Origin of the sequence: Rhizobium sp. PL01 (assembly GCF_033447125.1) — a bacterium.
Taxonomy (GTDB): domain Bacteria; phylum Pseudomonadota; class Alphaproteobacteria; order Rhizobiales; family Rhizobiaceae; genus Pararhizobium.
This window is the reverse complement of sequence record NZ_JAWQUM010000014.1, coordinates 39045-63930: the sequence shown is the minus strand read 5'-3', so window position 1 is coordinate 63930 and position 24886 is coordinate 39045. Positions and strand designations below refer to the sequence as shown.

Genomic DNA, 24886 nt, shown 5'->3' with positions numbered 1-24886 from the left:
GGCGAGACATCCATCTCCCTTCGTAATGAGAGACCACCATGCCGATCTTTTCCACCTTCGCGATCTACTTCATCATCTGGTGGCTGACACTGTTCATTGTTCTGCCGATCGGCCTGCGCACGCAGGCGGAAGAGAACGAAGTCGTGCCGGGTAGTGTTGAAAGTGCGCCTGCGCGGTTTCGCGCCCTTTGGGTCTTTCTGATGACCTCGGTGCTCGCTGCGGTGATCCATGCCATCTGGTATGTTCTTTCGGTCCGTATGGGCTACGGCCTGGACTCAATCCCGCAATTTGCGCCGAAGTTCTATTGAGGGGATGATCGGTGTTACTGCGGCTGCGATAGCAGCGGCTTACCCGGCTTCGGGGCGGGCAATCTGATATTGACGCCACAGAATTGCCGCGATTCAGGCCGCGATCGCATTTTCTGCCGATGCGTCCAGTATAAAAGTCAAAAAAAAACAAGGCTAAAAGCCTTGTTCTTTAAAGTATCGCGTGATCCTTATCCGTTACCGGTGGCTGCGTGTAAACGCGCCTAAGATCTTATCCTCCCAAGACTTGACCGCGAAATCGACAAGAATTTAATCTCCCTGCCTCTTTTGTGGGCCAAAACTAGCCCAAACATTATGCGTTGTCATCCGATTTTTTTGCATTTTTGCTACACTCTAGTAAAATTTTTCCGTTGACAACTTCTGTCAAAATCCTGTTACTACCGTGCCTTTTTGACGCAGGTATTTTTGTTTTTCCCGGTCTTGAAATCCACTGCTCCTTCACGTGTTCTGCCAAAGAAGATGACGGGTTTTCTTCCTGCCGCGAAGCGTCTATGAACGCTTGAGCGCGGTGCATCCCCTTCTGGAATCAGCTGGCCGGATGATCGCGGCAAACAGTCAAACGGCAGTGTCCGGTTTGTGCGCCTGGTGCGTGCGCGGCCTGCAGGCTCAACGTTATTTCGCCCGAATCCAACGATAGTGCGAAGTGCTTTTAACTTCTGGAACCTGTTCATGCGCCTGTCCCGCTTTTTCATGCCCATTCTGAAGGAAACCCCGAAGGAAGCGGAAATTGTCTCGCACCGGCTGATGCTGCGTGCCGGCATGGTGCGCCAGCAGTCCGCGGGCATCTATACATGGCTGCCACTTGGAAAGCGGGTTCTCGACAAGGTCAACAAGATCATCCGGGAAGAACAGAACCGCGCCGGCGCCGTTGAGCTTTTGATGCCGACGCTGCAATCGGCCGAGCTCTGGCAGGAGAGTGGCCGCTACGACGCCTATGGCGACGAAATGCTGCGGATCAAGGATCGCAACAAGCGCGACATGCTCTATGGGCCGACCAACGAAGAAATGGTCACGGACATATTCCGGTCCTACGTCAAGTCTTACAAGGACCTGCCGCTCAATCTCTATCATATCCAGCTGAAATTCCGTGACGAGCGCCGTCCGCGTTTCGGCACCATGCGTTCGCGCGAGTTTCTGATGAAGGATGCCTATTCCTTCGATCTCAACCGCGAAGGCGCGGTGGACAGCTACAATCGCATGTTCGCCTCCTATCTGCGCACCTTTGCGCGGCTCGGCCTGCGCGCCATTCCGATGCGGGCTGATACCGGTCCGATCGGTGGCGATCTCAGCCACGAGTTCATCATCCTTGCCGATACCGGTGAATCGGAAGTCTTCTGCCACAAGCACTTCCTCGATTTCGACATTCCATCCGACGATACGGATTTCTGGGATGCCGCCGCGATGAAGGCGATCTTTGACAAGTGGACGTCGCTCTACGCCGCCACCTCCGAGATGCATGACGAAGCGGCATTTAACGCTATCGATGACGCTTCGAAGGTTTCGGCACGCGGTATCGAAGTCGGCCACATCTTCTATTTCGGCACCAAGTATTCCGAAGCCATGGGCGCCAAGGTTCAGGGCCCCGACGGCAAGGAACACACGGTGCACATGGGCTCCTACGGCATTGGCCCGACCCGCTTGGTTCCCGCCATCATCGAAGCCTCGCATGACGAGAACGGCATCATCTGGCCGGCCTCGATCGCGCCATTCGATGCAGTTGTGATCAACATGAAATCCGGCGACGAAGCATGCGACGCGGCGTGCGAAACCATCTATGCTGCACTCAACAACGCAGGATTCGATACACTGTATGACGACAAGGACGACCGCGCCGGCACGAAGTTTGCCACTGCCGACCTGATCGGGGTTCCCGTGCAGATCATTGCCGGTCCGCGCTCGGTCGCTAATGGTGAGGTCGAGCTCAAGGACCGCAAGACCGGCGCCCGCGAAACATTGACGATCGAGGCTGCCATCAACAAGCTGACAGCCTCGAAATAAGGGACCAAGGAATGAGCGCTGCGACGCTAGAACAGGAAAAGGCAGCGACCGCCAAGGCGCCGTCGAGCCGTCCGTTTTCCACATTCGAGCGCATGGTGGCCTGGCGCTATCTGCGCTCGCGCCGCAAGGAAGCGTTCATTTCGGTGATCGCCGGCTTTTCTTTCATTGGCATCATGCTCGGTGTGGCAACGCTGATCATCGTCATGGCTGTCATGAACGGTTTCCGCACCGAGTTGATTTCGCGAATCCTTGGCATCAATGGTCATATGATCGTCCAGCCGCTGGATGGGCCGTTGGATAACTATGCCGACCTTGCGACCAAGTTTTCCGGCGTCAAGGGCGTGACCATGGCAATCCCGATGATCGAAGGCCAGACGCTGGCCTCCGGCCAAGGGGGAGCCAGCACTGGTGCCTTGGTTCGTGGCGTGCGTGCCGACGATCTCGTCAAGATGAAGTCGATTTCCGATCATATCCAGTCCGGTGATCTCGTCGGTTATGCCGCTGGAACCGGTGTCGCGATCGGTTCGCGCATGGCCCAGCAACTGGGAATCACGGCTGGCGGGACGATAACGCTGGTGTCGCAGGACGGCGATATCACGCCGATGGGCGTCACGCCGCGGGTCAAGTCCTATACCGTGTCGGCGATCTTCGAGATCGGCATGTCGGAATATGATGCCTCTATCATCTTCATGCCGCTTGAAGAGGCCCAGCTCTATTTCAACGCCGAGGGCATTGCCCAATCGATCGAACTGTTCGTCACCAATCCGGACACTGTTGATGATTTGCGCCAGCCGATCGAGGATGCTGCCGGCCGGCCGGTGCTGATCAGCGACTGGCGTGACCGCAATAAGACCTTCTTCTCCGCCCTTCAGGTGGAGCGCAACGTCATGTTCATGATCCTAACGCTGATCATTCTGGTGGCGGCGCTCAACATCGTCTCCGGCCTGATCATGCTGGTGAAGGACAAGGGGCGCGACATCGCCATCATGCGCACCATGGGCGCCTCATCAGGTTCCATTATGCGGATATTCTTTATGACAGGGGCGGCGATCGGTATCGTCGGTACCATCGCAGGTGTGCTTCTGGGGGTTGTGGTCTGTCTCAACATCGAGTCTATCCGCCAGTTCTTCTCCTGGATGTCGGGCACGACCTTGTTCAATCCCGAACTCTATTTCTTAAGCCAGCTTCCGGCCGATATGAACCTGGGCGAAACGACTTCGGTCGTGCTCATGGCCATCGGCCTGTCCTTTCTTGCCACGATCTTTCCGGCCTGGCGTGCTTCGCGCCTCGATCCGGTTCAGGCTCTGCGCTACGAATAACGAGGGATTACAGACACGATGAATGCGCGCGTGGCATTGCAGCTTTCCGGCGTCGAACGTCATTTCAGCCAGGGCGACGAAACTCTGTCGATCCTGAAGGGCGCGGATTTTTCGCTGTTTGGCGGTCAGACCGTGGCGCTTGTGGCGCCGTCTGGCACCGGCAAGTCGACACTGCTGCACTTAGCGGGCCTGCTTGAGCGGCCAGATGCAGGTGAAGTGCTGATCAAGGGGCAGTCCTGCGGTACGCTCAGTGACGAGCAACGCACGTCGATCCGCCGCAATGAAATCGGCTTTGTCTATCAAGCCCATCACCTGCTGCCCGAATTCACGGCAATCGAAAACATCATGATGCCGCAGCTGATCGCCGGTCTCAACAAGGCCGAGGCGCGGGTACGTGCGGCAGCATTGCTGGATTATATGCGCATCGGCCACCGCGCCGAGCATCGCCCATCGGAGCTGTCCGGCGGCGAACAGCAGCGTGTCGCCATTGCCCGCGCCGTCGCCAATGCGCCACTGGTGCTCTTGGCCGACGAGCCGACCGGCAATCTCGACCCCGAAACCGCCGGTTATGTTTTCGAAGCATTGGAAGCGCTGGTGCGCCAGTCCGGCCTCGCGGCGATGATCGCCACGCACAATTACGAACTGGCAGCACGCATGGACCGTCGCGTCACCATTGAGGACGGCAAGGTTGTCGAGCTTTAACGGCTGCCTCGAAAAAGCACTCCATCCTTTTGTTTCTGAGCAATTCCAGCAAAATCGCTACGCACTTTTGCTGGAATTGTTCCAACAGCCGCCGCCTCATTTAGGGCGGGCTGCTTGTGGCTAGTCGATACCACAGACCGTTTGTCCGCGATCGTCGGACCAATCCTTGAGTAGAACGATTTCGCCCATTGTGGCGACGGGCTTGCCGCTGCTCTTTCCTTTGCCGGTCAGCACATTGAGATCGCATTCTGCGGAGTTGTCGGGGTTGAGCGTGTCGTAGGACGTGTAGGTATATCCGGCCACGACGAAGTCGAAATTGCGATAGGCGACCGTCAGCTTCTGTTCCCAGCGATCCCGGCCGACGGAATCATTGTGGGTGGTGATCAGGATCGAGCCGTTCTCAAGAGCGGTGATCGATGGCGCACGCCCGGCCATGGTCAGATCTCCCCACACCTTGTTCGGCACCACGGTCTTCAGTTTCAACCGGTCAGTATCGCCGTCATTGAGATAGATATAAACAGCGTGATCTTCATCTATGCCCTCTGCCGGCGCCACCAGCATGGCGAGGTCTGACCGGCCGTCCTTGTCCCAATCGCCTGTCGCGGCGGAGACAATGCGGCCCGGATCGATGGTTTCCGCCGCCTGCGCTGTGGAGGCAGTCAGGCCCAGTAATGCCGTCATGACGGCCAGTGACATCTTCATCAATCATCCCCTGATTTGCATTTGAGACGCAGACTAATCGGCGGCCCGGCCTGCGTCCAGATGCCAGATTGCCGGGCCGCAAGGCTGGGTGAAAAGTGTTTACCATCTCCGTTTCTCGCCGGTCGAAGATTTGCCGTTGCTACTTGACGCATGAACATAAATAGAACATTATAAGAACATAACGGAAAAGGGAGCCGACCAATGACTGACTTCATTCGTGATCTCGCCGCTTTGGCCTCCATCGCCATGTTTATCGCCAGCTTTTCAATCATCGTCATCGGGATGTAAGAGCGGCGCAATCCGCCGGTCATTTTTGCGCGTTTGCCGTCTCGCGAAAATGAAAGGAGTGCTGGACTGTGGACAAGGTGGATCTGGTTTGAAAATGCTGCCATGTGGCGGATGAAAACTAGACATCTACTGACGGAAACGGGATATCCTGCTGCCTTCACGGGAATCGGGGTGTGCCATGGCAGATGCAGTAAACGGCAAGCGGCAGGATAGTTCCGCTCAGGGCGGCGCATCTCCCCAGTTCGTTCATCTTCGGGTGCACTCCGCCTTTTCGCTTCTCGAAGGCGCTTTGCCGATCAAGAAGATCATCGGCAAAGCTGTTGCCGACGGCCAACCGGCCATCGGTATTGCCGATACCAACAATCTGTTTGCCGCGCTGGAATTCTCGCAGAAATGCATGGACGATGGCCTGCAGCCGCTGATTGGCTGCCAGCTGTCGATCGACATGGAGGATGAAGGCGAGGGCGACAAGCGTGGCCACGCGCAGCATCTGGCAAAACTCCCGGCGATCGTTCTGATCGCGGCGACAGATGCTGGCTATGTCCGCCTCGTCGATATCGTCAGCCGGGTCTATCTCGGCAGCGAAGGAAACCAGTCGGTTCGCATTGCACTGTCCTGGCTGCAGGAAGGTGGAGCGGAAGGACTGATCGCCTTGACCGGTGCCTCGGGCGGGCCGGTCGACATGGCCTTGAAGTCTGGGCAGCATGCACTGGCGGAAACGCGCCTGAAGGCGCTTGCGGATGTCTTCGGCGACCGTCTCTATGTCGAGCTTCAGCGTCATGGCAAATATGACCGCCGCCACGAAAACCGCGTCGTCGATCTCGCCTACAAGCTCGAACTGCCGATCGTGGCAACCAACGAGCCATTCTTTCCGTCTCCGGCCGAATTCGAGGCGCATGATGCGCTGATGGCGGTGGCGCACAATGCGATGGTCTCAGACGACACACGCTTCCGGTTGACGCCGGATCATTATCTGAAGAGCCGCAAGGACATGGCGGCCTTGTTTGCCGATCTGCCGGAGGCGCTGGAAAACACCATAGAGGTCGCCAAGCGCTGCTCCTTCGTCCTGAAGACGCGTGGGCCGATCCTGCCTCGTTTCACCGGTGCATCGGACGATCCGCAGGAATCCGAGCGTGCAGAGGAACTAGAGCTACGCCGCCAGGCCGTCGAGGGGCTGGAAGACCGGATGCGGAAGCTCGGGCTTTCGGCCGGCTATACCGAAACCGATTACCGCGAGCGTCTGGATTTCGAGCTCTCCGTCATCGAGAAGATGAAGTTTCCGGGCTACTTCCTGATCGTTGCCGACTTCATCAAATGGGCAAAACTTCAGGATATTCCGGTCGGCCCGGGCCGCGGATCGGGTGCAGGCTCGCTGGTCGCCTATGCGCTGACCATCACGGACGTTGACCCCTTGCGCTTTTCTTTGCTGTTCGAACGCTTCCTCAATCCCGACCGCGTCTCGATGCCCGACTTCGACATCGACTTCTGCCAGGACCGGCGCGAAGAGGTGATCCGCTACGTGCAGCGCAAGTATGGCCGCGAGCAGGTGGCGCAGATCATCACGTTCGGATCGCTGCAGGCGCGTGCCGCCTTGCGCGACGTCGGCCGCGTGCTGGAAATGCCCTATGGCCAGGTCGACAAGATCTGCAAGATGGTGCCGAACAATCCCGCCAATCCGACCACGCTCGCCAAGGCGATCGAGGAAGAGCCGCGCTTTCAGGAAGAGGTCGACAAGGAGCCGGTGATCGGCCGCCTGCTCGATATCGCCCAGAAGATCGAGGGGCTTTATCGCCACGCCTCGACCCACGCCGCCGGTATCGTCATCGGCGACCGGCCGCTGTCGCAACTGGTGCCGATGTACCGCGATCCGCGTTCCGACATGCCGGTTACCCAGTTCAATATGAAATGGGTCGAGCAGGCCGGCCTCGTCAAGTTCGACTTTCTCGGACTTAAGACGCTGACGGTGTTGAAGGTCGCGGTGGATTTCATCAAAAAACGCGATATCGAGGTCAAGCTCGAAGCGCTGCCGCTCGATGACCAGACTACCTACGAGATGCTGTCCAAGGGCGACACGGTCGGCGTGTTCCAGGTGGAAAGTGCCGGCATGCGCAAGGCGCTGATCGGCATGCGGCCAGACTGCATCGAGGACATTATTGCGCTGGTGGCGCTCTATCGACCGGGCCCGATGGAAAACATCCCGGTCTACAATGCCCGCAAGCACGGCGAAGAAGAGATCGAATCGATCCATCCGAAGATCGATTACCTGTTGAAGGAAACCCAGGGCGTTATCGTCTACCAGGAACAGGTGATGCAGATCGCACAGGTTCTGTCGGGCTATTCGCTCGGCGAAGCCGACCTTCTGCGCCGCGCCATGGGTAAGAAGATCAAGGAGGAGATGGACAAGCAGCGGGCCCGTTTCGTCACGGGTGCCGTCGACAACGGCGTCTCGAAGCCGCAATCGGACCTGATCTTCGATCTGTTGGCCAAGTTCGCCAACTACGGCTTCAACAAGTCGCACGCCGCCGCCTACGCCATCGTCTCCTACCAGACCGCCTATCTAAAGGCGCATTTCCCGGTCGAGTTCCTCGCGGCGTCGATGACGCTCGACATGTCGAACACCGACAAGATCAACGACTTTCGCCAGGATGCCAAGCGGCTCGGCATCGAGGTCATCCCGCCATCGGTACAGACCTCGTTCCGCCGTTTCGAGACCGGCGACAACCGCATTTACTATTCGCTCTCAGCCATCAAGGGCGTTGGCGAAGCAGCCGTCGATCATATCGTCGAGGTGCGCGGTGACGAGCCTTTCGCCGATCTTGAGGATTTCTGCCTCAGGATCGATCCGAAGCTTTTGAACCGGCGGGTGTTCGACAGCCTGATCTGCGCCGGTGCCTTCGATTGCTTTGGCTACGACCGGGCGGAGCTGGTGGGTGGTCTCGACCGTATTCTCGGCTTCGCACAGATCGCCCAGGCCAACAAGATCAGCGGTCAGAGCGACATGTTCGGCGCGGGTGCGGCGACGGGGCCGGAAAAGATCAACCTGCCACCATATTCCCCCTGGCTGGCATCGGAAAAGCTGCATCGCGAGTTTCAGGTTCTGGGTTTCTATCTGTCCGCCCACCCGCTGGACAGCTACAACGAACTGCTCAGCAAAATTCGTGTCCAGACCTTCGCCGATTTCGCCGCGTCGGTGAAAAAAGGGGCCGCCGCCGGCCGGCTCGCAGGCACAGTAACCTCGAAGCAGGAGCGCAAGACTCGCACCGGCAACAAGATGGGCATCATCGCCTTTTCCGATTCGACCGGCCAGTTCGAGGCCGTGCTGTTTTCGGAAGCGCTCAATCAATACCGCGATCTGTTGGAGCCCGGTAAATCGCTTGTCATGACGGTGCAGGCCGAAGAGCGGCCGGAAGGCATCGGCATGCGTATCCAGACGCTGCAATCGCTGGAAGAACGGTCACTGCAGATGCAGAAGGCGCTGCGCGTCTATGTCCGAGATGCAGGGCCGTTGCGCTCCGTGGCTACGCATTTGAATACGCGTGGTGATGGTTTGGTGTCGTTTATCGTCATCAAAGACAACGGCCAACGCGAGATTGAGGTGGAGTTGAACGAGCGGTACCGGATCTCGCCCGAGATCGCTGCGGCGCTGCGGACGGCGCCGGGTGTCATCGATATCGAACTGGTATAGCGCCGGGCTGTTCAGGGTTTCGATCGGCTTCGTGTGACGGTCACGAAGTCCGTGCCGGCGCCCGTTTCCTGGCCAAGCCCCATATCGGAGATGGTGAGAGACGAGCCTTCGGCGAGCAATTCCTCGATCCGCTGGCGCGTCTCGTCCGGCACCGTGATACGGTCCAGCGTACGGTTGGCGGCATTGAAAGCAGTCGGGTCTTCTTCGCTGGTGATTCCAAGGCGTTTCTTCATCGGCCCGGACAGCGCGTTGTCGAGCGTCATGGCGAACCAAGCGCCTTTGCCGGTGGAAACGTCGATATCCTGAAACTGGAAGAAATGCGTGCCGAGTGCGATTTCCGGCTTGTCGATCACCACTGGCGTTTCGAACAGAGGTTCGAAGTCACGGCGAACCAGAAGCTGACCGTTCGGTGGCTTGCCCTTGCCTGCCTTGGCATAAAGCGCTTCGATGAAGGCCGGGGTCGGCTTGCCATCGACAATCAGCTTCTCCGCGGCCTGGAAGGCTTTGATGGCATCGGCAGTCTGAACACCGGCATATCCATCGGCTAGACCGGCCGCATAACCAAGCTCGTCGAGCAGGTTCTGGATATCCATCGTGATTTCGCGTGTGCCGCGATGGGTGATCAGCATCCGGATTGGCGGCAGCTTTTCCATCTCGGCGGCAACCGGCTTTTCCGGTGTGGGCTCGATCGTGGCAACTTCGACGGACTGGGTTTGTATCTGCGAAACACTCGGCCGCAGTGTCGCGTCCGACAGCAGTTCCGGCTCTTTGCCCTTGGGCTGGAACAGGAACGGATCGGAGATGGCGACGGGTGTCAGCTGGCGGTCAGACACCAGCACGTGCAGGCCGCGCCCGGTCATCTTGAACAGCTGTTTGGCAAAGGCATCGGGCATCCGCACGCAACCATGTGAAGCCGGGTAGCTCGGAACATGATTGGAGGCGTGCAGCGCAATGCCTGACCATGTCAGCCGCTGCATGAACGGCATCGGTGCGTTCGAATAGATGTTCGATTTATGGAACCGGCGTTTTTCAAGGATCGAGAAAATGCCTGTCGGCGTCGAATGTCCAGCCTTGCCCGTCGAAACATTGGACGTGGCAACGACCGTATCACCGTCATAGACCACCAGCGATTGCTGATCCCTGGACACGACGATCTGCAGGGGAGCCTGCTCGCCGGCAAACGCGACGCTGGCAGACAGGGCAATGGCGAAGCCGAGGCCAAATGTAAAACGCAAAACCATAGGAACATCCGGACACAAGAAACACAGGATGAGCCTAACCTGAGAGGTTTAAGGAAACTTTGCGGTCATGCGCGAACACGGGAATGTGAAGCCGGCTACTTTCGCCGGCCTTTGCCAAATGTATAGCCGGTCTCGACTGTCGCCTTGCCAAACTTGTCGCGCAACGTATTGATTGCGGCTTCGGCCGCTGCGCGCCGGGTTGCCTGCGTGTCGACGAGATCCGGCGGATCGGCAAGATCGGGATTGGACAGGTCTGAGACGCCGATGCCGATCAGACGGAATTTCGTGCCGTCGGTTTCCTTATCGAGAAGCTGCATGCCGGTGCGGAAAATGCGGTCGGCAAGCCGGGTCGGGCTGTCGAGGCGGCGGTTGCGCGTCCGGCTCTTGAAATCGGCGGTCTTCAGCTTGAGCACGACGGTCTGCCCGGCAATGTCGGCCTTGCGTAGCCGGTGCGCCACCTGTTCGCTCAACCGCCGCAGATGCGTGACCAGATCGTCATAATTGCAGAGATCGTCGTTGAAGGTTGTCTCCGAGGAAACGCTCTTGGCCTCGCCATCGATATCGACGGTGCGCTCGTCCTGGCCGCGCGACAGGCGATAGAGGCGCTGACCCATCGTGCCATAACGCTTCATCAGGTCTGTTTCGTCCATTGTTTGCAACTGGCCTATGGTGCGGATGCCGTCGCGCTCCAGTGTCGCTGCAAAGGCTTTGCCAACGCCCCAGATCAGTGTCACCGATCTGTCTTTCAGAAAGTCCAGCGCTTCTGCAGCCCCGATCACGGAAAAGCCGCGCGGCTTTTGCAGGTCGGACGCCACCTTGGCGAGGAACTTGCAATAGGACAGGCCGACCGAAACGGAAATGCCGATCTCCTGTTCGACCCGGCGGGCGAATTTTGCCAGTGTGCGGGCAGGTGGATCGTGGTGCAGCCGCTCGGTGCCTTTCAGTTCCAGAAACGCCTCATCAATCGACAGTGGCTGAACCAGTGGCGTCAACTCCTGCATCAACGTGCGCACCTGCCGTCCGACCCGCACATATTTCTCCATGTCGGGCTTGATGACGATGGCTTGTGGACAAGCCTCCAATGCCTTGAACATCGGCATGGCGGAGCGCACGCCGTGGATACGTGCAATGTAGCAGGCGGTGGAGACGACGCCACGTTTGCCACCGCCGATGATCACCGGCTTGTCGGCCAGCTCCGGATTGTCGCGTTTTTCCACCGAGGCATAGAAGGCATCGCAATCGATATGGGCGAGCGTCAGCTGATAGAGTTCGGAGTGGAACAGCAGGCGCGGGCTGCCGCAGGCCCGGCAACGGCGAATGCCGGCCGGTTGGCCTGTCAGGCAGTCTCGGCAAAACCCTGGAAGTTGCTGCGCGTCTGTTTGCATCGATCAGAACAAAAGTTGAACATTTTCACGATACGCCCTAAACTGACGAGTCTCAAGGCATGGAAAGGCAATCTTGATGACCTTCCCAGGAAAGGTGATCTTCAGCGGTATTTTTGCCCGGCATCGGTTTTCCGCCTGTCGTTCAGCGCAGGAAATGCGTGCGGATGATGGTGGCCACATCCGTCCAGCTGTCCGCCTTGGTGATGCCATCGCCCGGATCTGGCGCCAGCGCACGGAATTCTGCATTGGCCATCAGATTGATCAGCAGGCAATCCGGCGTATGGGTCTGAACGGACTGCAGATTGCGCAGGATATCATCGATGAAGACCAGCGGCACATCCCGGGCCTCGTGCAAGCGCTTGATGATCGGCCCCTTGGGCTCTTCGCTGGCAAGCAGCGGGTAGCTCAAGCCATGGCGGTCAAGCAGCGAGCGGCGCACGCCGGAATGTCGCGGCGGCATCGCGGTCAGGAAGATGATGTCCGCATCGACGGAAAGCCCGGCCAAGGTCTCGACGACGAGATCGGCAGGTGTCTGCCACTGGTCCTGCAGCCGGAAGAATGTCTCCAGCAGTTCGCTCGTCATGCCGTCATCGACTGGCAGACCGGTATCAAGCGCCACGACATTGCCATGCAGGCGGAAGGAGCGGGGCAAGAGATCACGCCCCGAGGCGCGCAGGAAGTTGCGAAACGGCGTGAGGAATTCGAGCACCACTTCGTCGATATCGCAGACGATCAACGGGCGATCCGTCAGCCGGATATGGTCGAGATCAAGCGTATCCGCCACGGTCAGAAATCTCCCGGATTGTCCGGGCCAGACAGCATGGCATGGGCGCGCACCACATCCTCGGGCCGCGTGCCGGTCGCCTCGCAAAAAGCCAGCAGCGTCGGCTCATGGCCCATCAGGAAATCGACGACGCCGGCAAGAAAACCGGGGTCGGCTGCTGCATGGCGCAAGGACGATGGATCGGTGCCCGTCAATGCCAGGAAACGTCCGAGCAATTCGGGCTCGTTTGCAAGCCAGCCGAGGATGGCAATCGCTGTTTCTTCGGATGGGGTCACTGTCATTCGTCCTTATCGCATTCCGGTAATTTTCTACGGAATATTACCGGTTTTTCAACCAAATCACTGTAGCTTCAAGCTTCCGGGATGAATGAGTCCAACCGTGCCGCAACTTATAGCGATGCGACGGCCATGCAAGCCGGAACCGCAAATCAAGGGATCGAAATGCCCAAACAGGTTATGATTGTTGAAGACAACGAGCTGAACATGAAGCTCTTTCGTGACCTGATCGAGGCGTCCGGGTATACGACGATTCAAACCAGAAATGGTATGGAAGCCCTTGATCTTGCACGAAAACATCGGCCAGACCTGATCCTTATGGACATCCAGCTTCCGGAGGTTTCCGGGCTCGAGGTGACCAAATGGCTGAAGGAAGACGACGAATTGCATGTCATTCCGGTCATCGCCGTTACGGCGTTTGCGATGAAGGGTGACGAAGAGCGCATCCGGCAGGGGGGCTGCGAAGCGTATGTTTCCAAGCCGATCTCTGTGCCGAAATTTATTGAAACGATCAAAACTTATTTGGGCGATGCCTGATGCGGCGCCAGGGGCTTTCGACAAAAATGCCCCTCAACGATATTCTTGCGCGTGAAACGAATATGAAAGTTGAACCGGCTTTCTGTTTCAGGCGCTTATTGGCAGGAAAGATTGCATGACTGCACGGATCCTTGTCGTTGATGACATACCGGCCAACGTCAAGTTGCTCGAGGCGCGTCTTGTGGCCGAGTATTTTGACGTTCTGACGGCGGCCGATGGCTATCAGGCTCTGGCAATCTGCGAGAAGCACCCGGTCGATCTCATCCTGCTCGACATCATGATGCCGGGCATCGACGGGTTCGAAGTGTGCGAGCGGCTGAAGTCGAACCCGCGCACCGCGCATATCCCCGTCGTGATGGTGACAGCTCTTGATCAGCCGTCGGACCGGGTGAGGGGGCTGAAAGCCGGCGCCGATGATTTTCTGACCAAGCCGGTCAACGATCTGCAACTGATGTCGCGTGTCAAAAGCCTGGTTCGGCTGAAGAATGTCAGCGACGAACTGCGGCTTCGCGCCGAAACTGCCCACAATGTCGGCTTGCAGGATCTGAGTTCGACCGACCGCCCGGACGAGTTTGGTAATGTCCTGCTTGTCGATGGCAGAGGCAGCTCGCAGGAACGCATCATCCGCGCCTTGAAGCCGGTCGCCGAAGTGACGGCGATGTCGGACCCGCAGGCAGCCTTGTTCGAGGCCGCTGAAAACAGTTTCGATCTGGTCATCGTCAACTCGAATTTTGACGATTACGATCCGCTGCGGCTCTGCTCGCAGCTGCGCTCACTGGAGCGCACACGTTACATTCCGCTCCTGATCATCGCCGAGCAGGGGCATGACGAGATGGTGGTTCGGGCGCTCGATCTTGGCGTTACCGACTATTTGATGCGACCTGTCGACCCGAATGAGCTCGTTGCCCGTAGCCTGACGCAAATCCGCCGCAAGCATTGCAATGACCGGCTGCGTGCCAGCGTTAAGCAGACCATAGAGCTGGCGGTTACGGACGGGCTGACCGGCCTGCACAACCGCCGCTATCTCGACAACCATCTGAAGCTGCTCATTGACCGTGCTCTGGCGCGCGGCCGCCCGCTATCGATCTGCATCACCGATATCGATCGCTTCAAGAGCGTCAACGATACTCATGGGCATGATGCCGGAGACGAGGTTCTGCGTGAATTCGCCCATCGCGTCCGTTCCACGGTACGTGGCGCCGATCTTGCTTGCCGGTTTGGCGGCGAGGAATTTGTCGTCGTCATGCCGGACACATCGGCGGATGCGGCCGCAGCGATTGCTGAGCGCCTGCGCAGTATTGTCGAGGACAGGAGTTTTGCTCTGCCGAATTCCGGGACGCCGCTGTCGATAACTGCGTCGCTTGGTATTGCGACGCTGAACCCGCAAGGTGATACGGCGGAGGCTCTGTTGAAACGCGCGGATATGGCGCTCTATCAGGCCAAGAACAATGGCCGTAACCAGGTGGTTGCCGCCGCTGCGTGAGCGGGAGCTGCCTGCGATTTCGGCCTTTCCCTAGGTTTTCCACAGGAAAAGAAAATGCGATCAATCTAGCGCCGGAAGTTAACCGGAAAGCGTGCTTTCGTGGTTGTGCTCGTGTGATGGTAGCAAGGTGAACCGGTAGATATTGCCCTGTCGGATCGGAAAATGTCCATCAAGATTCCATGGATATCGATTTAAAGTAATAAATTCATACGTTTATATATGTGCGGTGGCTTAATGAGGCTTGTCACATTGCTATTTCGAAAATTTGTGAAACAATAATATTGCTTTACAAAAATTTACATTCGAGGATCGGCTGACTGCGGAAACGGTGACGGATAGTATATTAGGGAGTGGTGAGATTAACCATGCCTGCGTGTTGTGTTGTGCCGTAGTTAAGAATGCATTGATTTTTTTTTAGTTTTGGTCAACTCTCAGCCCAAGAGAGAAAAAACTCTCAACAGTTACCCCATGATGTCAGGTCCGCCGCATCTCCTGGGTCGTGGGGTTTGTCGGCTGATTTGTTGCCAATGCGGTTCCTCGTGCCGCGGTCGCGGTCAGCCGACGCCCATTAAAACGCCGTCCCTGTCATGGGGACGGCGTTTTTTGTTTTGGGCTTCTTCCCGGTGAGATCATCGTCCCGGACGAACCAAAATCAACGACAAGAAAAAGGCGCCAGGCTTTTCAGCCGGCGCCTTCCTAATTCCACAAGGAGAACCAGATCTTACTTGATCTTGGTTTCCTTGAATTCAACGTGCTTCCGGATGACCGGGTCGTACTTGGTGAAGGACATCTTGTCCGTCTTCGTACGGCTGTTCTTCGAGGTCACGTAGAAAGTACCTGTGTCGGCCGTCGACAGCAGCTTGATCTTGATTTTTGCAGCTTTCGCCATGGTCGTCCTGCCTTTATAAAAAAACAAAGCCGCGGACTTCCAGAGGAAGGGTCCCGGCAAACTTGGCGCGAAACTACAAATCGCGCCCGAAAAGTCAAGTCCGTTTTGGATTGAAAACGATTCTCACCACGGAAAGTAGCACATAAAGCCCGAAGAATCCGGCAATTGCCCAGGCAAAACCGTTATTCCCCGAAATATCCATGGCAGCGCCGATGGCTTGGGGACCAGCAACTGTTCCCACCGCATAGGAGAAGATGAAGGCGGCATTGGCGGCCGCAAGATCGGCGCCGGTGAGGCGGGAGCCGAGATGGCTCAGGCCGACCGTATAAAGGCCTGAGACGCTGCCGCCCCAGAACAGCAGCACGATCGCCATCAGCCACCAGTTGCCCTGCAGGAGGGGCAGACAGAGCGCGCCGATTAAGCCAACAACGGTCATCAGGGCCAGCAGGTTGCGACGGTCCTTCATACGGTCCGACAACATGCCCAGCGGAATTTGAAAAATCACATTGCCGATGCCCATCACTGTCAAAAGCAATGCTGCCTGCGCTTCGGTGAAACCGCTGCGGGTGCCGTAGATCGGAAAGAGCGAAAGGCCGCCCGATTCGACTGCGCCGAAAATGAAGACGGCGGCGGTGGCGGTGGGCACCAGGAACACATAGCGCATGAAATGCAGCTCCGGCTTCTCGTTGAGTTCCGGGCTTTCATTGCGGGCAAGGAAGATCGGGATGGCCGCCAACAGGATGACGCTGGCACCAAAGGCAAACGGAAGGATCCCTTCGCTGCCGAGGATGGAGAAGAGCAGGGGGCCGGTTGCAAATCCGAGCGACAGGACCGTGCCATAGATGCCGAGAACGAGCCCGCGGCGGCTTGGCGGCGCCGTGGCGTTGATCCAGAACTCGGAAAGGACAAACAGCACGGTGATGGCGCCGTGAAAGACGACGCGCAGAGGAAACCACAGCCAGAAATTTTCGATGTAATAGAAGCCGAGTGCGCTGATCGCGGCAAAGACAATGGCGAGCAGCATCGTGTTGGCAACGCCGAATCGGTGGGCAATCTTGGCCGTGACCGTCGCAGCCGCCATCGAGGCAAGGCCAGCCATGGCCGAGTTGAGCCCGATCATCGTCGAGGAGATGCCGCGCTTTTCCATGATAATGCTGAGCAGCGGCAGGCCGAGGCCGATCGCGATGCCAACGGCCGAAATGGCGGCAATGGCGGCAACCAGCGATGGCCAGTGTATTTCCTCAACCGGCGCAGGCGTGCCGGACGGCGGCTGTGACATGTAAAGTAATTCCCTAAAGGAGGTCGCGGACAAATCGCCCATGACGCATATAGTAGAACGGTACCGGTCTCCCGAAGGGTAGAGATGCGTCGGATTGAAGGTTTGCCCTCAAATCTCCAAGGATGATCTTGGTAATGTCCGGCAACCGCACCGCCGAAACATCGTCTACATCAATCCATCTCAAATCTTCGAGCTCCCGGCTGTCGCGGATATCGTCCGGATTGACGCCCGCCTCGTCCGTGAACAGGGCGAAGAAATGGGTGTCGAACCGGCGCGGATGTCCCGGCGGCGTAATCGCCCGTGCCATATAGCGCAAGTTTGTCAGATCGGGAAGGAAAGGTAACGGAGTGTTTCCGCAGTCTGTGCTGCCGACTGCGATGCTCGCCTCTTCGTGCAGTTCACGAACAGCCGCAAGCGCAATGGCGCGAAGCCTGCTTTCGGAGGCAGAGTGCTTGTAACCGGCTTTCAGGCGCTCCAGCACAGCTGGGTGGATATCGCCGCGAAAAGCGAGCCTGTGGTCGCCGGGATCTCTGCGCCCGCCCGGAAAAACATGCAGGTCCGGCATGAACACATGTGCCTTGTTGCGGCGGCCGACGAGCACGCGCACATGAGCCTGCGAACGATCAAGCAGCATGATCGAGGCGGCATCGCGCGGCCGCGGCGAGCGCATTTTGCCGCTATCGAGGGGCGGGCCGTTGACCGGCCCGTCACTACTGGTGGTCACGCAGCCCGGTCCGTGACCGGCAGCGCGTCCGCCGGTTCGTCATCGTGCTCGCCGAAGCCGTGCATCTTCAGGGCCCATTGCAGGCCGACAACACCGCCCTTGACCGGCTGCATCATAGCGAGCGAGCCGATGATGGTGATCGGGACCCAGATTGCCAGGTGGCCCCAGTTGGACATCGGCAGGAGCATTTCCGTTGCCATGAAGCCGCCGAGTACGACGTGCCCCATGATGGTGACGACGATATAGGGCGGAAAGTCATCAGCGCGATGCTGGTCGAGCTGTTCACCGCAGGCCGAGCATTCATGCACGGTCTTCAGGAAACGGCCGAACAGCTTGCCGCTGCCGCAGGCTGGGCACTTGTTCAAAAGCCCGCGCTTGATCGATTGTCCAACCGGACGATCGGCTTCGCGTGTCTGCTCGAAGCGGACTGTTTCCGGAGTGCTGCCAGTTGCCTGCATGTCCATATCCTCAATCTGCGGACGCGAGGCAAAGCCTCACATCCTTTATCGCTTGCCGCGCGGTGGTCGCGTTCCCGGCATCTTGCGAGCGCCACCGTGATCCCGGCGGCCGGACTTGTGGAAGGAGCGCGTTGCCGTCGGCATCTTGCGTCCTTCGCTGATCATCTCGAAGCGGAGCGCACCAGCAAGCGGCACGGCTTCCACCAGTTTGACGCGGATCTGGTCGCCAAGACGATATCCAAGTCCGGTTTTTTCGCCGGAAAGGGCCTGATGGGCTTCGTCGTAGATGAAGTAATCGCGTCCAAGCGTAGATATAGGCACGAACCCATCGGCACCATAGGCCGGAAGAGTGACAAATAGTCCCGCCTTGGTCACACCTGATATGCGTCCGTCGAATTCCTCGTTCACCCTGCCGCTGAGATGATGGGCAATCAGCCTGTCGACCGTATCGCGTTCGGCGGCCATAGCCCGGCGCTCGAAGGTGGAAATCTCAGCCGCGATATCGTTGAGGGCTGCTTCCTCGGCCGGCGTGATGCCGCCTTCGCCAAGACCCAGCGTACCGACCAGCGCGCGGTGCACGATCAGATCAGCGTAGCGGCGGATCGGCGAGGTGAAATGGGCATATTTCATCAGGTTGAGGCCGAAATGGCCGATATTTTCCGGGCTGTAGATCGCCTGGCTCTGCGACCGCAGCACCATCTCGTTGACCATGGTCTCGTAGGGCTTGTCCACGGCCTGCGACAGAATGCCGTTGAAATGATTGGACCGCAGGTTGCCGCCCTTGACGAGCGAAAGGTCGAGCGTTGCCAAAAATTCGCGCAGCGTCTCCTGCTTGGCGAGCGACGGCGCATCGTGGACGCGGTAGACCAGCGGCTGACGCTTGATCTCCAGCGTCTCGGCAGCCGCGACGTTAGCCTGGATCATCATCTCCTCGATCAGCTTGTGGGCATCGAGGCGGTCCGGCACGAGGACGCGGTCGACGGTTCCATCGGGCTTAACCACGATCTTGCGTTCGGGCATGTTGAGCTCGAGCGGTTGGCGCCGGTCTCGGCCGCGCGTCAGGATAGCGTAAGCGTTCCACAACGGCTTCAGGATCGGCTCCAGCAGCGGCCCAGTCTGATCATCGGGATTGCCGTCGATCGCTGCCTGCGCCTGATTATAGGAGAGCTTGGCGGCACTCTTCATCATGATGCGGTGGAATGTGTGGCCAGCCTTGCGGCCTTCTTTCGAAAACCGCATGCGCACGGCCAGAGCCGGCCGGTCGACGCCTTCTTTCAACGAGCAGAGTTCGTTGGAAATCCGCTCCGGCAGCATTGGCACAACGCGGTCGGGGAAATAGACGGAATTGCCGCGCTTGGCCGCTTCCTGGTCGAGCGCTGATTTTGGCCGCACATACCAGCAGACGTCGGCGATCGCCACGGTGACGATGACGCCGCCTTCGTTGTCGGGCGACGGGTCGGGCTCGGCATGAACCGCGTCGTCATGGTCCTTGGCGTCGGCAGGGTCGATGGTGATCAGCGGCAGCGAGCGCCAGTCCTCGCGGTGCGACATGGTTGCAGGACCGGCCGCATCCGCTTCTTTGATCACGCTGTCGGGGAAAATATAGGGAATGCTGTGGGCATGGATGGCGATCATCGAGATCGCTTTTTCGGTGGCAACCGATCCGATGACGTTCTTGACCGCGGCGCGGGGGAGACCAAAACGGCCGGAGCGGACGATTTCGACTTCGACGAGATCGCCGTCCTTTGCCGGTCCCTGATGCTCGGCATCGACCTGCATTTCCTCGCCGCGCTTCTCGATCGGCATGATTCGCCCGCCGCCATCCGGCATTTCCCGGAAGACGCCGAGTGCAGCGTTGTTGTTACGCTTGCGGTCGAGCACCTTGATGATCCGCGCGGTATAGGCCGGGCCGCCGCGATCCTTGGCCGGGAAAATCTTGGCTAGTACCCGGTCGCCAATACCGCCGACGGGCATCTTGCCCTTGGACTGGCCGACGCTCGACTGACGGATCGACACGGCGGGTGCAACACCCGCGTCATCCGGCCATTCGGCTGGACGGCCGATCAGTTCGCCGTCCTTGTCGCGGGTGGTGATGTCGAGAACGGTAACGGGGGGCAGGGCACCGGGCCGCACCAGTGAATTGCGCTTCTTTTCCAGGAGGCCGTCCTGTTCCATGTCGCGCAGCAGGGATTTCAGCTCGATTCGGGTTTCGCCCTTCAGGCCAAAAGCCTTGTAGATCTCACGTTTGGAGGCCTTGTCCGGATTTTCCGAAATGAAGCGCATCAGCACGTCGCGTGGGGGCACGGCGCCGTGAATGATGACGGTGCCGTCTGCCGGCATGCTGACGTTCTTGCCCGCGCGTCCGATCCGGACTGCGGGTTTTCCGGGCCGTTCGGTTCGATCGCGCGGGTTTCTGGTCACGTTCAGTCTTTCTTCGCTTTTGCAGCTGTCTTCGGCTTTGCTGCGGCTTTCGGTTTCGCAGCCGCTTTAGGCTTGGCTGACTTGGCGGCTGCAGTATCGGTTTTGGCTGCGGCCTTCGGCTTGGCGGCGGCTTTGGTTGCCTTGCCCTTGGCTGGCTTGATGCCGCCCTTGGCGATCCGTTCGGCGATCAACAGCAGCGCGTCTTCCAGGGTTACCGATACCGGGTCCTTGCCCTTCGGCAGGGTCGCATTGACCTTACCCCAGTTGACGTAAGCACCGTATTTTCCGTCCTTGACGGTAATCGGTCCGCCATCCGGGTGGTCGCCCACTTCCTTCAGTGGAGCAGCTGTAGCGCCGCGTCCGCCCGGTCCCTTTGCCTGCTTGTCGGCAAGAACGGAGACGGCACGGTTGAGGCCGATGGAAAACACGTCCTCGATGCTTTCGACATTGGCATATTTGCCGTCATGCAGGATGAACGGTCCATAGCGGCCAAGGCCGGACGAGATCATCTTGCCGGTTTCGGGATGCGCGCCGATATCACGCGGTAGCGACAGAAGGGCCAGCGCCTTTTCATGATCGACGGTCGCTGGCGTCCAGCCCTTGGGCAGGCTCGAGCGCTTGGCTTCCTTGCCATCGCCGCGCTGGACATAGGGTCCGAAACGGCCGGAACGCAGGGTGATTTCCTCGCCCGTATGCGGATCCTTGCCGAGTGCCAGCGGCTCGTTCGAAACTGCAGCTTCGTCGCCGCCATTGCTGTCCGAGGACAACTGGCGGGTGAAGTTGCATTCCGGATAGTTCGAGCAGCCGACGAAGGCGCCGTATTTGCCGAGTTTCAGCGACAGCTTGCCGGTGCCACAGACTTGGCAGATGCGCGGATCGCTACCGTCCTCGCGCTTCGGGAAGACCAGCGGTGCCAATTCTTCGTTGAGCGCGTCGAGCACGTTGGTAACGCGCAGTTCCTTGGTACCCTCGATCTGGGCGAAGAAGTCCTTCCAGAAGTCGCGAAGAACATCTTTCCAGTTCAGTTCGCCAGCGGAAATCTGGTCGAGCTTTTCCTCAAGCGACGCCGTGAAATCATATTCCACATAACGCGCAAAGAAGCTTTCCAGGAACGCTGTCACCAGCCGGCCCTTGGCCTCGGGGATGAGTTTGCGCTTGTCGTTGATAATGTATTCGCGGTCGAGAAGCGTCGTCACCGTCGCAGCATAGGTGGACGGGCGGCCGATGCCGAGCTCTTCCATCTTCTTGATCAGCGATGCTTCCGAATAGCGCGGCGGCGGTTCGGTGAAATGCTGGCTCGAGTTGATCTTCTGCTTGGCGAGGTTTTCGCGCGCGTTGATTTCCGGCAGGCGGCCATCTTCGTCGTCGCCATCACTCTGCTCGCCGTCTTCCTTGGCGTCGGTATAGGCGGCAATAAAGCCGTCGAAACGGATAACCGAGCCAACAGCCCGCAGACCGGCCTTCTCGCCCTTGTTGTCGGCGGTGATCTCGGCGGTGGTGCGCTCGATTTCGGCCGATGCCATCTGGCTGGCGATGCCACGCTTCCAGATCAGGTCGTAGAGACGCAGCTGGTCGGCATCGAGAAATTTGCGCACATGGTCGGGAATGCGGGTGAAGTCGGTCGGCCGGATCGCCTCGTGCGCTTCCTGGGCATTCTTGGCCTTGGTCGTGTAGATACGGGCCTTGTCCGGTACATAGCGGCTGCCGAACTGGTCGCCGATGGCACTGCGGGCAGCGTCGATCGCTTCCGCTGCCATCTGAACGCCGTCGGTACGCATATAGGTAATGAGACCGACGGTCTCGCCGCCGATATCGATACCTTCATAGAGCTTCTGTGCAACCTGCATGGTGCGTGATGCTGAAAAGCCGAGCTTGGAGGAAGCGGCCTGCTGCAGCGTCGAGGTGGTGAAGGGCGGGGAAGGGTTGCGCTTGACCGGCTTGGCTTCGATGCTGTCGACCGTATAGGCGGCACCTTCCAGCAAAGCTTTCAGCTTGCCGGCGTCTTCTCCATTGGTCACGGCGCGCGGTGCCAGCCGGTTGCCGGCGGCAGATACCAGCCGCGCCTCGAACTCATCACCGCGCGGTGTCTTCAACAGCGCCGAGAGATTCCAGTATTCTTCGGAAACGAAACGCTCGATTTCCGATTCGCGGTCGCAGACAAGACGCAGTGTCACCGATTGCACGCGGCCGGCCGAACGGGCGCCAGGCAGCTTGCGCCACAGCACAGGCGACAGGTTGAAGCCGACGAGATAATCGAGCGCCCGACGCGCCAGATAGGCATCGACCAGCGGAATATCGATATCACGCGGATTGGCCATCGCGTCGAGCACGGCCTTCTTGGTGATGGCGTTGAACACGACCCGCTGGACGGGCTTTGAGCCGATCAGCTTCTTCTTGTTCAGTAGATCGAGTACGTGCCAGGAAATCGCTTCTCCCTCGCGATCCGGGTCGGTTGCGAGAATGAGGCGGTCAGCCGTTTTCAGGGCATCGCTGATGTCCTTCATGTGCTTGGCGGATTTGGTATCCACTTCCCACAGCATGGCAAAGTCGTCATCCGGAAGCACCGAGCCATCCTTGGCCGGTAGGTCGCGAACGTGACCGAAGGAAGCGAGCACCTTGTAGCCGGGACCCAGATACTTGTTGATGGTCTTCGCCTTTGAAGGCGATTCCACGACGACGACATTCATGGTCATATTCTCAAAGCAACCGTTCAAAGCTGTGCCAGGCCGGGGAGAGGCGGCACAATGGGAAATATCGATGCCCCGACATGGACAGGGATTCGCCTGCGGTCAAGTGCTGCGCCCAAAATAAGCGACCACAACGCTATGCAACCTATAAGGGATTACGTGTGTATTGCAATTAAAGATAAATGCGATATCGTCTTTGAAGTGTAGTTTCGATCTCGCAGGGCACAGGCAGAAAGCGATGCTTTTGGACCCGTGCCTTGAGGTGGGAACCGACACGACTGATCGGTTTTGTATCGCGTTCCGCTCGACCAATACGTGCCTGTCTACGGGCGGATTTTGAAGACACCACAGGGAAAACCGATGATTCCGAATTCAACCGGGGCCGGCAGGAAAGAAGCCCAGGCCCGCGAAAAGGTCGCCTATATCCGGCAGATGCTCGGAGAACTTCGCGGCGTTGCCGCCAACGAAGGGGCCGATATGCTGTGCTACCTGATCGAAATGGCCTTTGTGGAGGCGGGCGATATCCTGTCCGGCAAGCGGCAGCTGTCATTCTCCAATGTTGAGGGAAACAAGACCGCCGGGATGCCGGTGAAGCCGGCCGGCAAGATCCAGTTCTAGCAGTACCAGGTAAACGGCGGAGGCTGAAAGGCTGGTGTGCCGGATGATGTCGTCGATCTCGACGGGTGTCGGCCCCAGTGCATCGGTGATCCGTCCGCGATCGTTCTCGCTCGGCGGCGGTGCCATTGGCCCAACATCGCGTTCGCCCGGCTCCTCCGCCTGCGGTGGTGCAAACAGATCAATACGGCTAAGCGGCGCCAGTGCCTGCAAGATGTCCTGCGCCTCGGTCGTGACGATCGCGCCGTCCTTCAAAAGACCATTGGTGCCATGACAGCGTGGATCGAGCGGCGAGCCCGGCACAGCAAAGACCAACCGGCCGAAATCGGCGGCATAGCGTGCGGTGATCAGAGAACCTGAACGGGACGCGGCTTCAACGACGGCAAGCCCGAGGCTGACGCCTGCAATCAACCTATTGCGCCGCGGGAAGTCACGGGCACGCGGTTCCCAGCCGAACGGCATTTCGCTGATGGCCAGGCCATTGCCCTGCGTGATCTCCTCCAGCAAGCCGATGTTTTCAGGAGGATAGGGTTGGTCCAAGCCACCGGCCAGCGCTGCGATCGTTCCCGTCTCCAGGCTGGCGCGGTGCGCTGCCGTGTCAATGCCGCGCGCAAGTCCGGATATAATGGAGTAACCGGCGCGTCCAACGTCGCGGGCGATCATCGCCGCGAATTTGGCGCCGCTGATCGAGGCATTGCGCGAACCGACAATACCGAGGGAAGGGATCGTGCCGATGGCCGTGTTGCCCTTGACAGCCAGCAATGGCGGAGCGCCGTCGATCTGGCGCAGGGCAGGGGGATAATCAGGCTCGCCGATGCCGATGAAACGGGCGCCGAACCGATGGGCGGCAATGAGTTCTTTTTCCGCCTCAGCCACAGAGGCGATGCGGATCGCACGGGTTGAGCCGCCGCGCCGCGACAGTTCCGGGAGCATGTCGAGCGCGGTTTCGGCCGAGCCGAAATGATTGATGAGATCGCGGAAGGTCGCAGGACCAACATTGTCACTGCGGATCAGCCTCAGCCAGGCAATTTTTTGTCGTTCCGAAAGCGCAATCCCGTTTCTTTCTGCGCCGCCGTCCGACATGTTGC

The 24886-nt window shown here is 58.8% G+C and carries 21 protein-coding genes; 8 read left to right on the top strand and 13 right to left on the bottom strand.

The window, feature by feature from the left end:
- Positions 1–38: 38 nt before the first annotated feature.
- The 4 genes from R6X40_RS27065 to R6X40_RS27050 all read left to right on the top strand — a co-directional run bounded on the left by R6X40_RS27065 (position 39) and on the right by R6X40_RS27050 (position 4345).
- Complete coding sequence (locus R6X40_RS27065) at positions 39–308, top strand: DUF1467 family protein (RefSeq protein ID WP_318417763.1); 270 nt, start codon at positions 39–41, stop codon at positions 306–308.
- A gap of 687 nt (positions 309–995) precedes the next feature.
- Positions 996–2324, top strand: a complete 1329-nt coding sequence (gene proS, locus R6X40_RS27060; protein WP_318417761.1) for a proline--tRNA ligase — start codon at positions 996–998, stop codon at positions 2322–2324.
- 11 nt (positions 2325–2335) lie between these two features.
- Positions 2336–3643: a lipoprotein-releasing ABC transporter permease subunit gene (locus R6X40_RS27055; RefSeq protein WP_318417759.1), complete on the top strand. Its 1308-nt coding sequence runs from the start codon at positions 2336–2338 to the stop codon at positions 3641–3643.
- Between the two features lie 18 nt (positions 3644–3661).
- Positions 3662–4345, top strand: coding sequence for an ABC transporter ATP-binding protein (locus R6X40_RS27050; RefSeq protein WP_318417757.1), 684 nt, complete (start codon positions 3662–3664; stop codon positions 4343–4345).
- Positions 4346–4465: 120 nt separating this feature from the next.
- Here the strand turns inward: R6X40_RS27050 and R6X40_RS27045 are convergent, their stop codons facing one another.
- Together R6X40_RS27045 and R6X40_RS27040 are read right to left on the bottom strand one after the other, a co-directional pair.
- On the bottom strand, positions 4466–5047 hold the full coding sequence (locus R6X40_RS27045; protein ID WP_318417755.1) for a hypothetical protein: 582 nt from the start codon (positions 5045–5047) through the stop codon (positions 4466–4468).
- Positions 5047–5439: a hypothetical protein gene (locus tag R6X40_RS27040; protein WP_318417753.1), complete on the bottom strand. Its 393-nt coding sequence runs from the start codon at positions 5437–5439 to the stop codon at positions 5047–5049. Before R6X40_RS27040 ends, R6X40_RS27045 begins: the two co-directional genes overlap by 1 nt.
- Positions 5440–5513: 74 nt before the next feature.
- On the opposite strand from R6X40_RS27040, the gene dnaE reads away from it, so the two are divergent.
- Positions 5514–9020, top strand: coding sequence for a DNA polymerase III subunit alpha (gene dnaE / locus R6X40_RS27035; RefSeq protein ID WP_318417752.1), 3507 nt, complete (start codon positions 5514–5516; stop codon positions 9018–9020).
- An 11-nt stretch (positions 9021–9031) separates the two neighbouring features.
- Here dnaE and R6X40_RS27030 read toward each other — a convergent pair whose 3' ends face one another.
- The 4 genes from R6X40_RS27030 to R6X40_RS27015 all read right to left on the bottom strand — a co-directional run bounded on the left by R6X40_RS27030 (position 9032) and on the right by R6X40_RS27015 (position 12711).
- Positions 9032–10255 carry a L,D-transpeptidase family protein gene (locus R6X40_RS27030; protein WP_318417939.1) on the bottom strand — a complete coding sequence of 408 codons (1224 nt, stop codon included), beginning with the start codon at positions 10253–10255 and terminating at the stop codon, positions 9032–9034.
- A gap of 101 nt (positions 10256–10356) precedes the next feature.
- Positions 10357–11646: a DNA polymerase IV gene (locus R6X40_RS27025; RefSeq protein ID WP_318417750.1), complete on the bottom strand. Its 1290-nt coding sequence runs from the start codon at positions 11644–11646 to the stop codon at positions 10357–10359.
- Between the two features lie 142 nt (positions 11647–11788).
- On the bottom strand, positions 11789–12430 hold the full coding sequence (locus tag R6X40_RS27020) for a hypothetical protein (protein WP_318417749.1): 642 nt from the start codon (positions 12428–12430) through the stop codon (positions 11789–11791).
- A gap of 2 nt (positions 12431–12432) precedes the next feature.
- Entirely contained in the window at positions 12433–12711 is a 279-nt protein-coding gene (locus tag R6X40_RS27015) for a DUF3572 domain-containing protein (protein WP_412178472.1), read from the bottom strand.
- Between the two features lie 159 nt (positions 12712–12870).
- On the opposite strand from R6X40_RS27015, the gene R6X40_RS27010 reads away from it, so the two are divergent.
- Positions 12871–13242 carry a response regulator gene (locus R6X40_RS27010; RefSeq protein WP_003547430.1) on the top strand — a complete coding sequence of 124 codons (372 nt, stop codon included), beginning with the start codon at positions 12871–12873 and terminating at the stop codon, positions 13240–13242.
- 115 nt (positions 13243–13357) lie between these two features.
- On the top strand, positions 13358–14725 hold the full coding sequence (locus tag R6X40_RS27005; RefSeq protein ID WP_318417745.1) for a PleD family two-component system response regulator: 1368 nt from the start codon (positions 13358–13360) through the stop codon (positions 14723–14725).
- 721 nt (positions 14726–15446) lie between these two features.
- Here R6X40_RS27005 and rpmG read toward each other — a convergent pair.
- The 6 genes from rpmG to topA form a co-directional block, all read right to left on the bottom strand.
- The gene (rpmG, locus tag R6X40_RS27000) at positions 15447–15614 is read right to left on the bottom strand and encodes a 50S ribosomal protein L33 (protein ID WP_113314447.1); all 168 of its coding nucleotides are present in this window, start codon (positions 15612–15614) and stop codon (positions 15447–15449) included.
- Between the two features lie 94 nt (positions 15615–15708).
- The gene (locus tag R6X40_RS26995; RefSeq protein ID WP_318417742.1) at positions 15709–16893 is read right to left on the bottom strand and encodes an MFS transporter; all 1185 of its coding nucleotides are present in this window, start codon (positions 16891–16893) and stop codon (positions 15709–15711) included.
- 13 nt (positions 16894–16906) lie between these two features.
- Complete coding sequence (locus R6X40_RS26990) at positions 16907–17563, bottom strand: NUDIX hydrolase (RefSeq protein WP_318417937.1); 657 nt, start codon at positions 17561–17563, stop codon at positions 16907–16909.
- A gap of 50 nt (positions 17564–17613) precedes the next feature.
- The gene (locus tag R6X40_RS26985; RefSeq protein WP_318417740.1) at positions 17614–18075 is read right to left on the bottom strand and encodes a DUF983 domain-containing protein; all 462 of its coding nucleotides are present in this window, start codon (positions 18073–18075) and stop codon (positions 17614–17616) included.
- A gap of 45 nt (positions 18076–18120) precedes the next feature.
- Entirely contained in the window at positions 18121–20496 is a 2376-nt protein-coding gene (gene rnr, locus R6X40_RS26980) for a ribonuclease R (RefSeq protein WP_318417738.1), read from the bottom strand.
- A gap of 2 nt (positions 20497–20498) precedes the next feature.
- Positions 20499–23183 carry a type I DNA topoisomerase gene (topA, locus tag R6X40_RS26975; protein ID WP_318417737.1) on the bottom strand — a complete coding sequence of 895 codons (2685 nt, stop codon included), beginning with the start codon at positions 23181–23183 and terminating at the stop codon, positions 20499–20501.
- Between the two features lie 360 nt (positions 23184–23543).
- Here topA and R6X40_RS26970 point away from each other — a divergent pair, with 360 nt between their 5' ends.
- Positions 23544–23801, top strand: coding sequence for a hypothetical protein (locus tag R6X40_RS26970; RefSeq protein WP_318417736.1), 258 nt, complete (start codon positions 23544–23546; stop codon positions 23799–23801).
- On the opposite strand, the gene dprA is transcribed toward R6X40_RS26970, so the two are convergent.
- A complete protein-coding gene (gene dprA, locus R6X40_RS26965) occupies positions 23730–24881 on the bottom strand; it encodes a DNA-processing protein DprA (protein WP_318417734.1) in 1152 nt (383 codons plus the stop codon). The two genes, R6X40_RS26970 and dprA, sit on opposite strands and share 72 nt — an antisense overlap.
- Between the last annotated feature and the right edge of the window lie 5 nt (positions 24882–24886).

What these genes read in the sequence shown, in the direction of transcription:
- R6X40_RS27065 (WP_318417763.1), top strand. Translation starts at nt 39, where the DNA reads ATGCCGATCTTTTCCACCTTCGCGATCTACTTCATCATCTGGTGGCTG.
- proS (WP_318417761.1), top strand. Translation starts at nt 996, where the DNA reads ATGCGCCTGTCCCGCTTTTTCATGCCCATTCTGAAGGAAACCCCGAAG.
- R6X40_RS27055 (WP_318417759.1), top strand. Translation starts at nt 2,336, where the DNA reads ATGAGCGCTGCGACGCTAGAACAGGAAAAGGCAGCGACCGCCAAGGCG.
- R6X40_RS27050 (WP_318417757.1), top strand. Translation starts at nt 3,662, where the DNA reads ATGAATGCGCGCGTGGCATTGCAGCTTTCCGGCGTCGAACGTCATTTC.
- R6X40_RS27045 (WP_318417755.1), bottom strand. Translation starts at nt 5,047, where the DNA reads ATGAAGATGTCACTGGCCGTCATGACGGCATTACTGGGCCTGACTGCC.
- R6X40_RS27040 (WP_318417753.1), bottom strand. Translation starts at nt 5,439, where the DNA reads ATGGCAGCATTTTCAAACCAGATCCACCTTGTCCACAGTCCAGCACTC.
- dnaE (WP_318417752.1), top strand. Translation starts at nt 5,514, where the DNA reads ATGGCAGATGCAGTAAACGGCAAGCGGCAGGATAGTTCCGCTCAGGGC.
- R6X40_RS27025 (WP_318417750.1), bottom strand. Translation starts at nt 11,646, where the DNA reads ATGCAAACAGACGCGCAGCAACTTCCAGGGTTTTGCCGAGACTGCCTG.
- R6X40_RS27015 (WP_412178472.1), bottom strand. Translation starts at nt 12,711, where the DNA reads ATGACAGTGACCCCATCCGAAGAAACAGCGATTGCCATCCTCGGCTGG.
- R6X40_RS27010 (WP_003547430.1), top strand. Translation starts at nt 12,871, where the DNA reads ATGCCCAAACAGGTTATGATTGTTGAAGACAACGAGCTGAACATGAAG.
- R6X40_RS27005 (WP_318417745.1), top strand. Translation starts at nt 13,358, where the DNA reads ATGACTGCACGGATCCTTGTCGTTGATGACATACCGGCCAACGTCAAG.
- rpmG (WP_113314447.1), bottom strand. Translation starts at nt 15,614, where the DNA reads ATGGCGAAAGCTGCAAAAATCAAGATCAAGCTGCTGTCGACGGCCGAC.
- R6X40_RS26995 (WP_318417742.1), bottom strand. Translation starts at nt 16,893, where the DNA reads ATGTCACAGCCGCCGTCCGGCACGCCTGCGCCGGTTGAGGAAATACAC.
- R6X40_RS26990 (WP_318417937.1), bottom strand. Translation starts at nt 17,563, where the DNA reads ATGCGCTCGCCGCGGCCGCGCGATGCCGCCTCGATCATGCTGCTTGAT.
- R6X40_RS26985 (WP_318417740.1), bottom strand. Translation starts at nt 18,075, where the DNA reads ATGCAGGCAACTGGCAGCACTCCGGAAACAGTCCGCTTCGAGCAGACA.
- topA (WP_318417737.1), bottom strand. Translation starts at nt 23,183, where the DNA reads ATGAATGTCGTCGTCGTGGAATCGCCTTCAAAGGCGAAGACCATCAAC.
- R6X40_RS26970 (WP_318417736.1), top strand. Translation starts at nt 23,544, where the DNA reads ATGATTCCGAATTCAACCGGGGCCGGCAGGAAAGAAGCCCAGGCCCGC.
- dprA (WP_318417734.1), bottom strand. Translation starts at nt 24,881, where the DNA reads ATGTCGGACGGCGGCGCAGAAAGAAACGGGATTGCGCTTTCGGAACGA.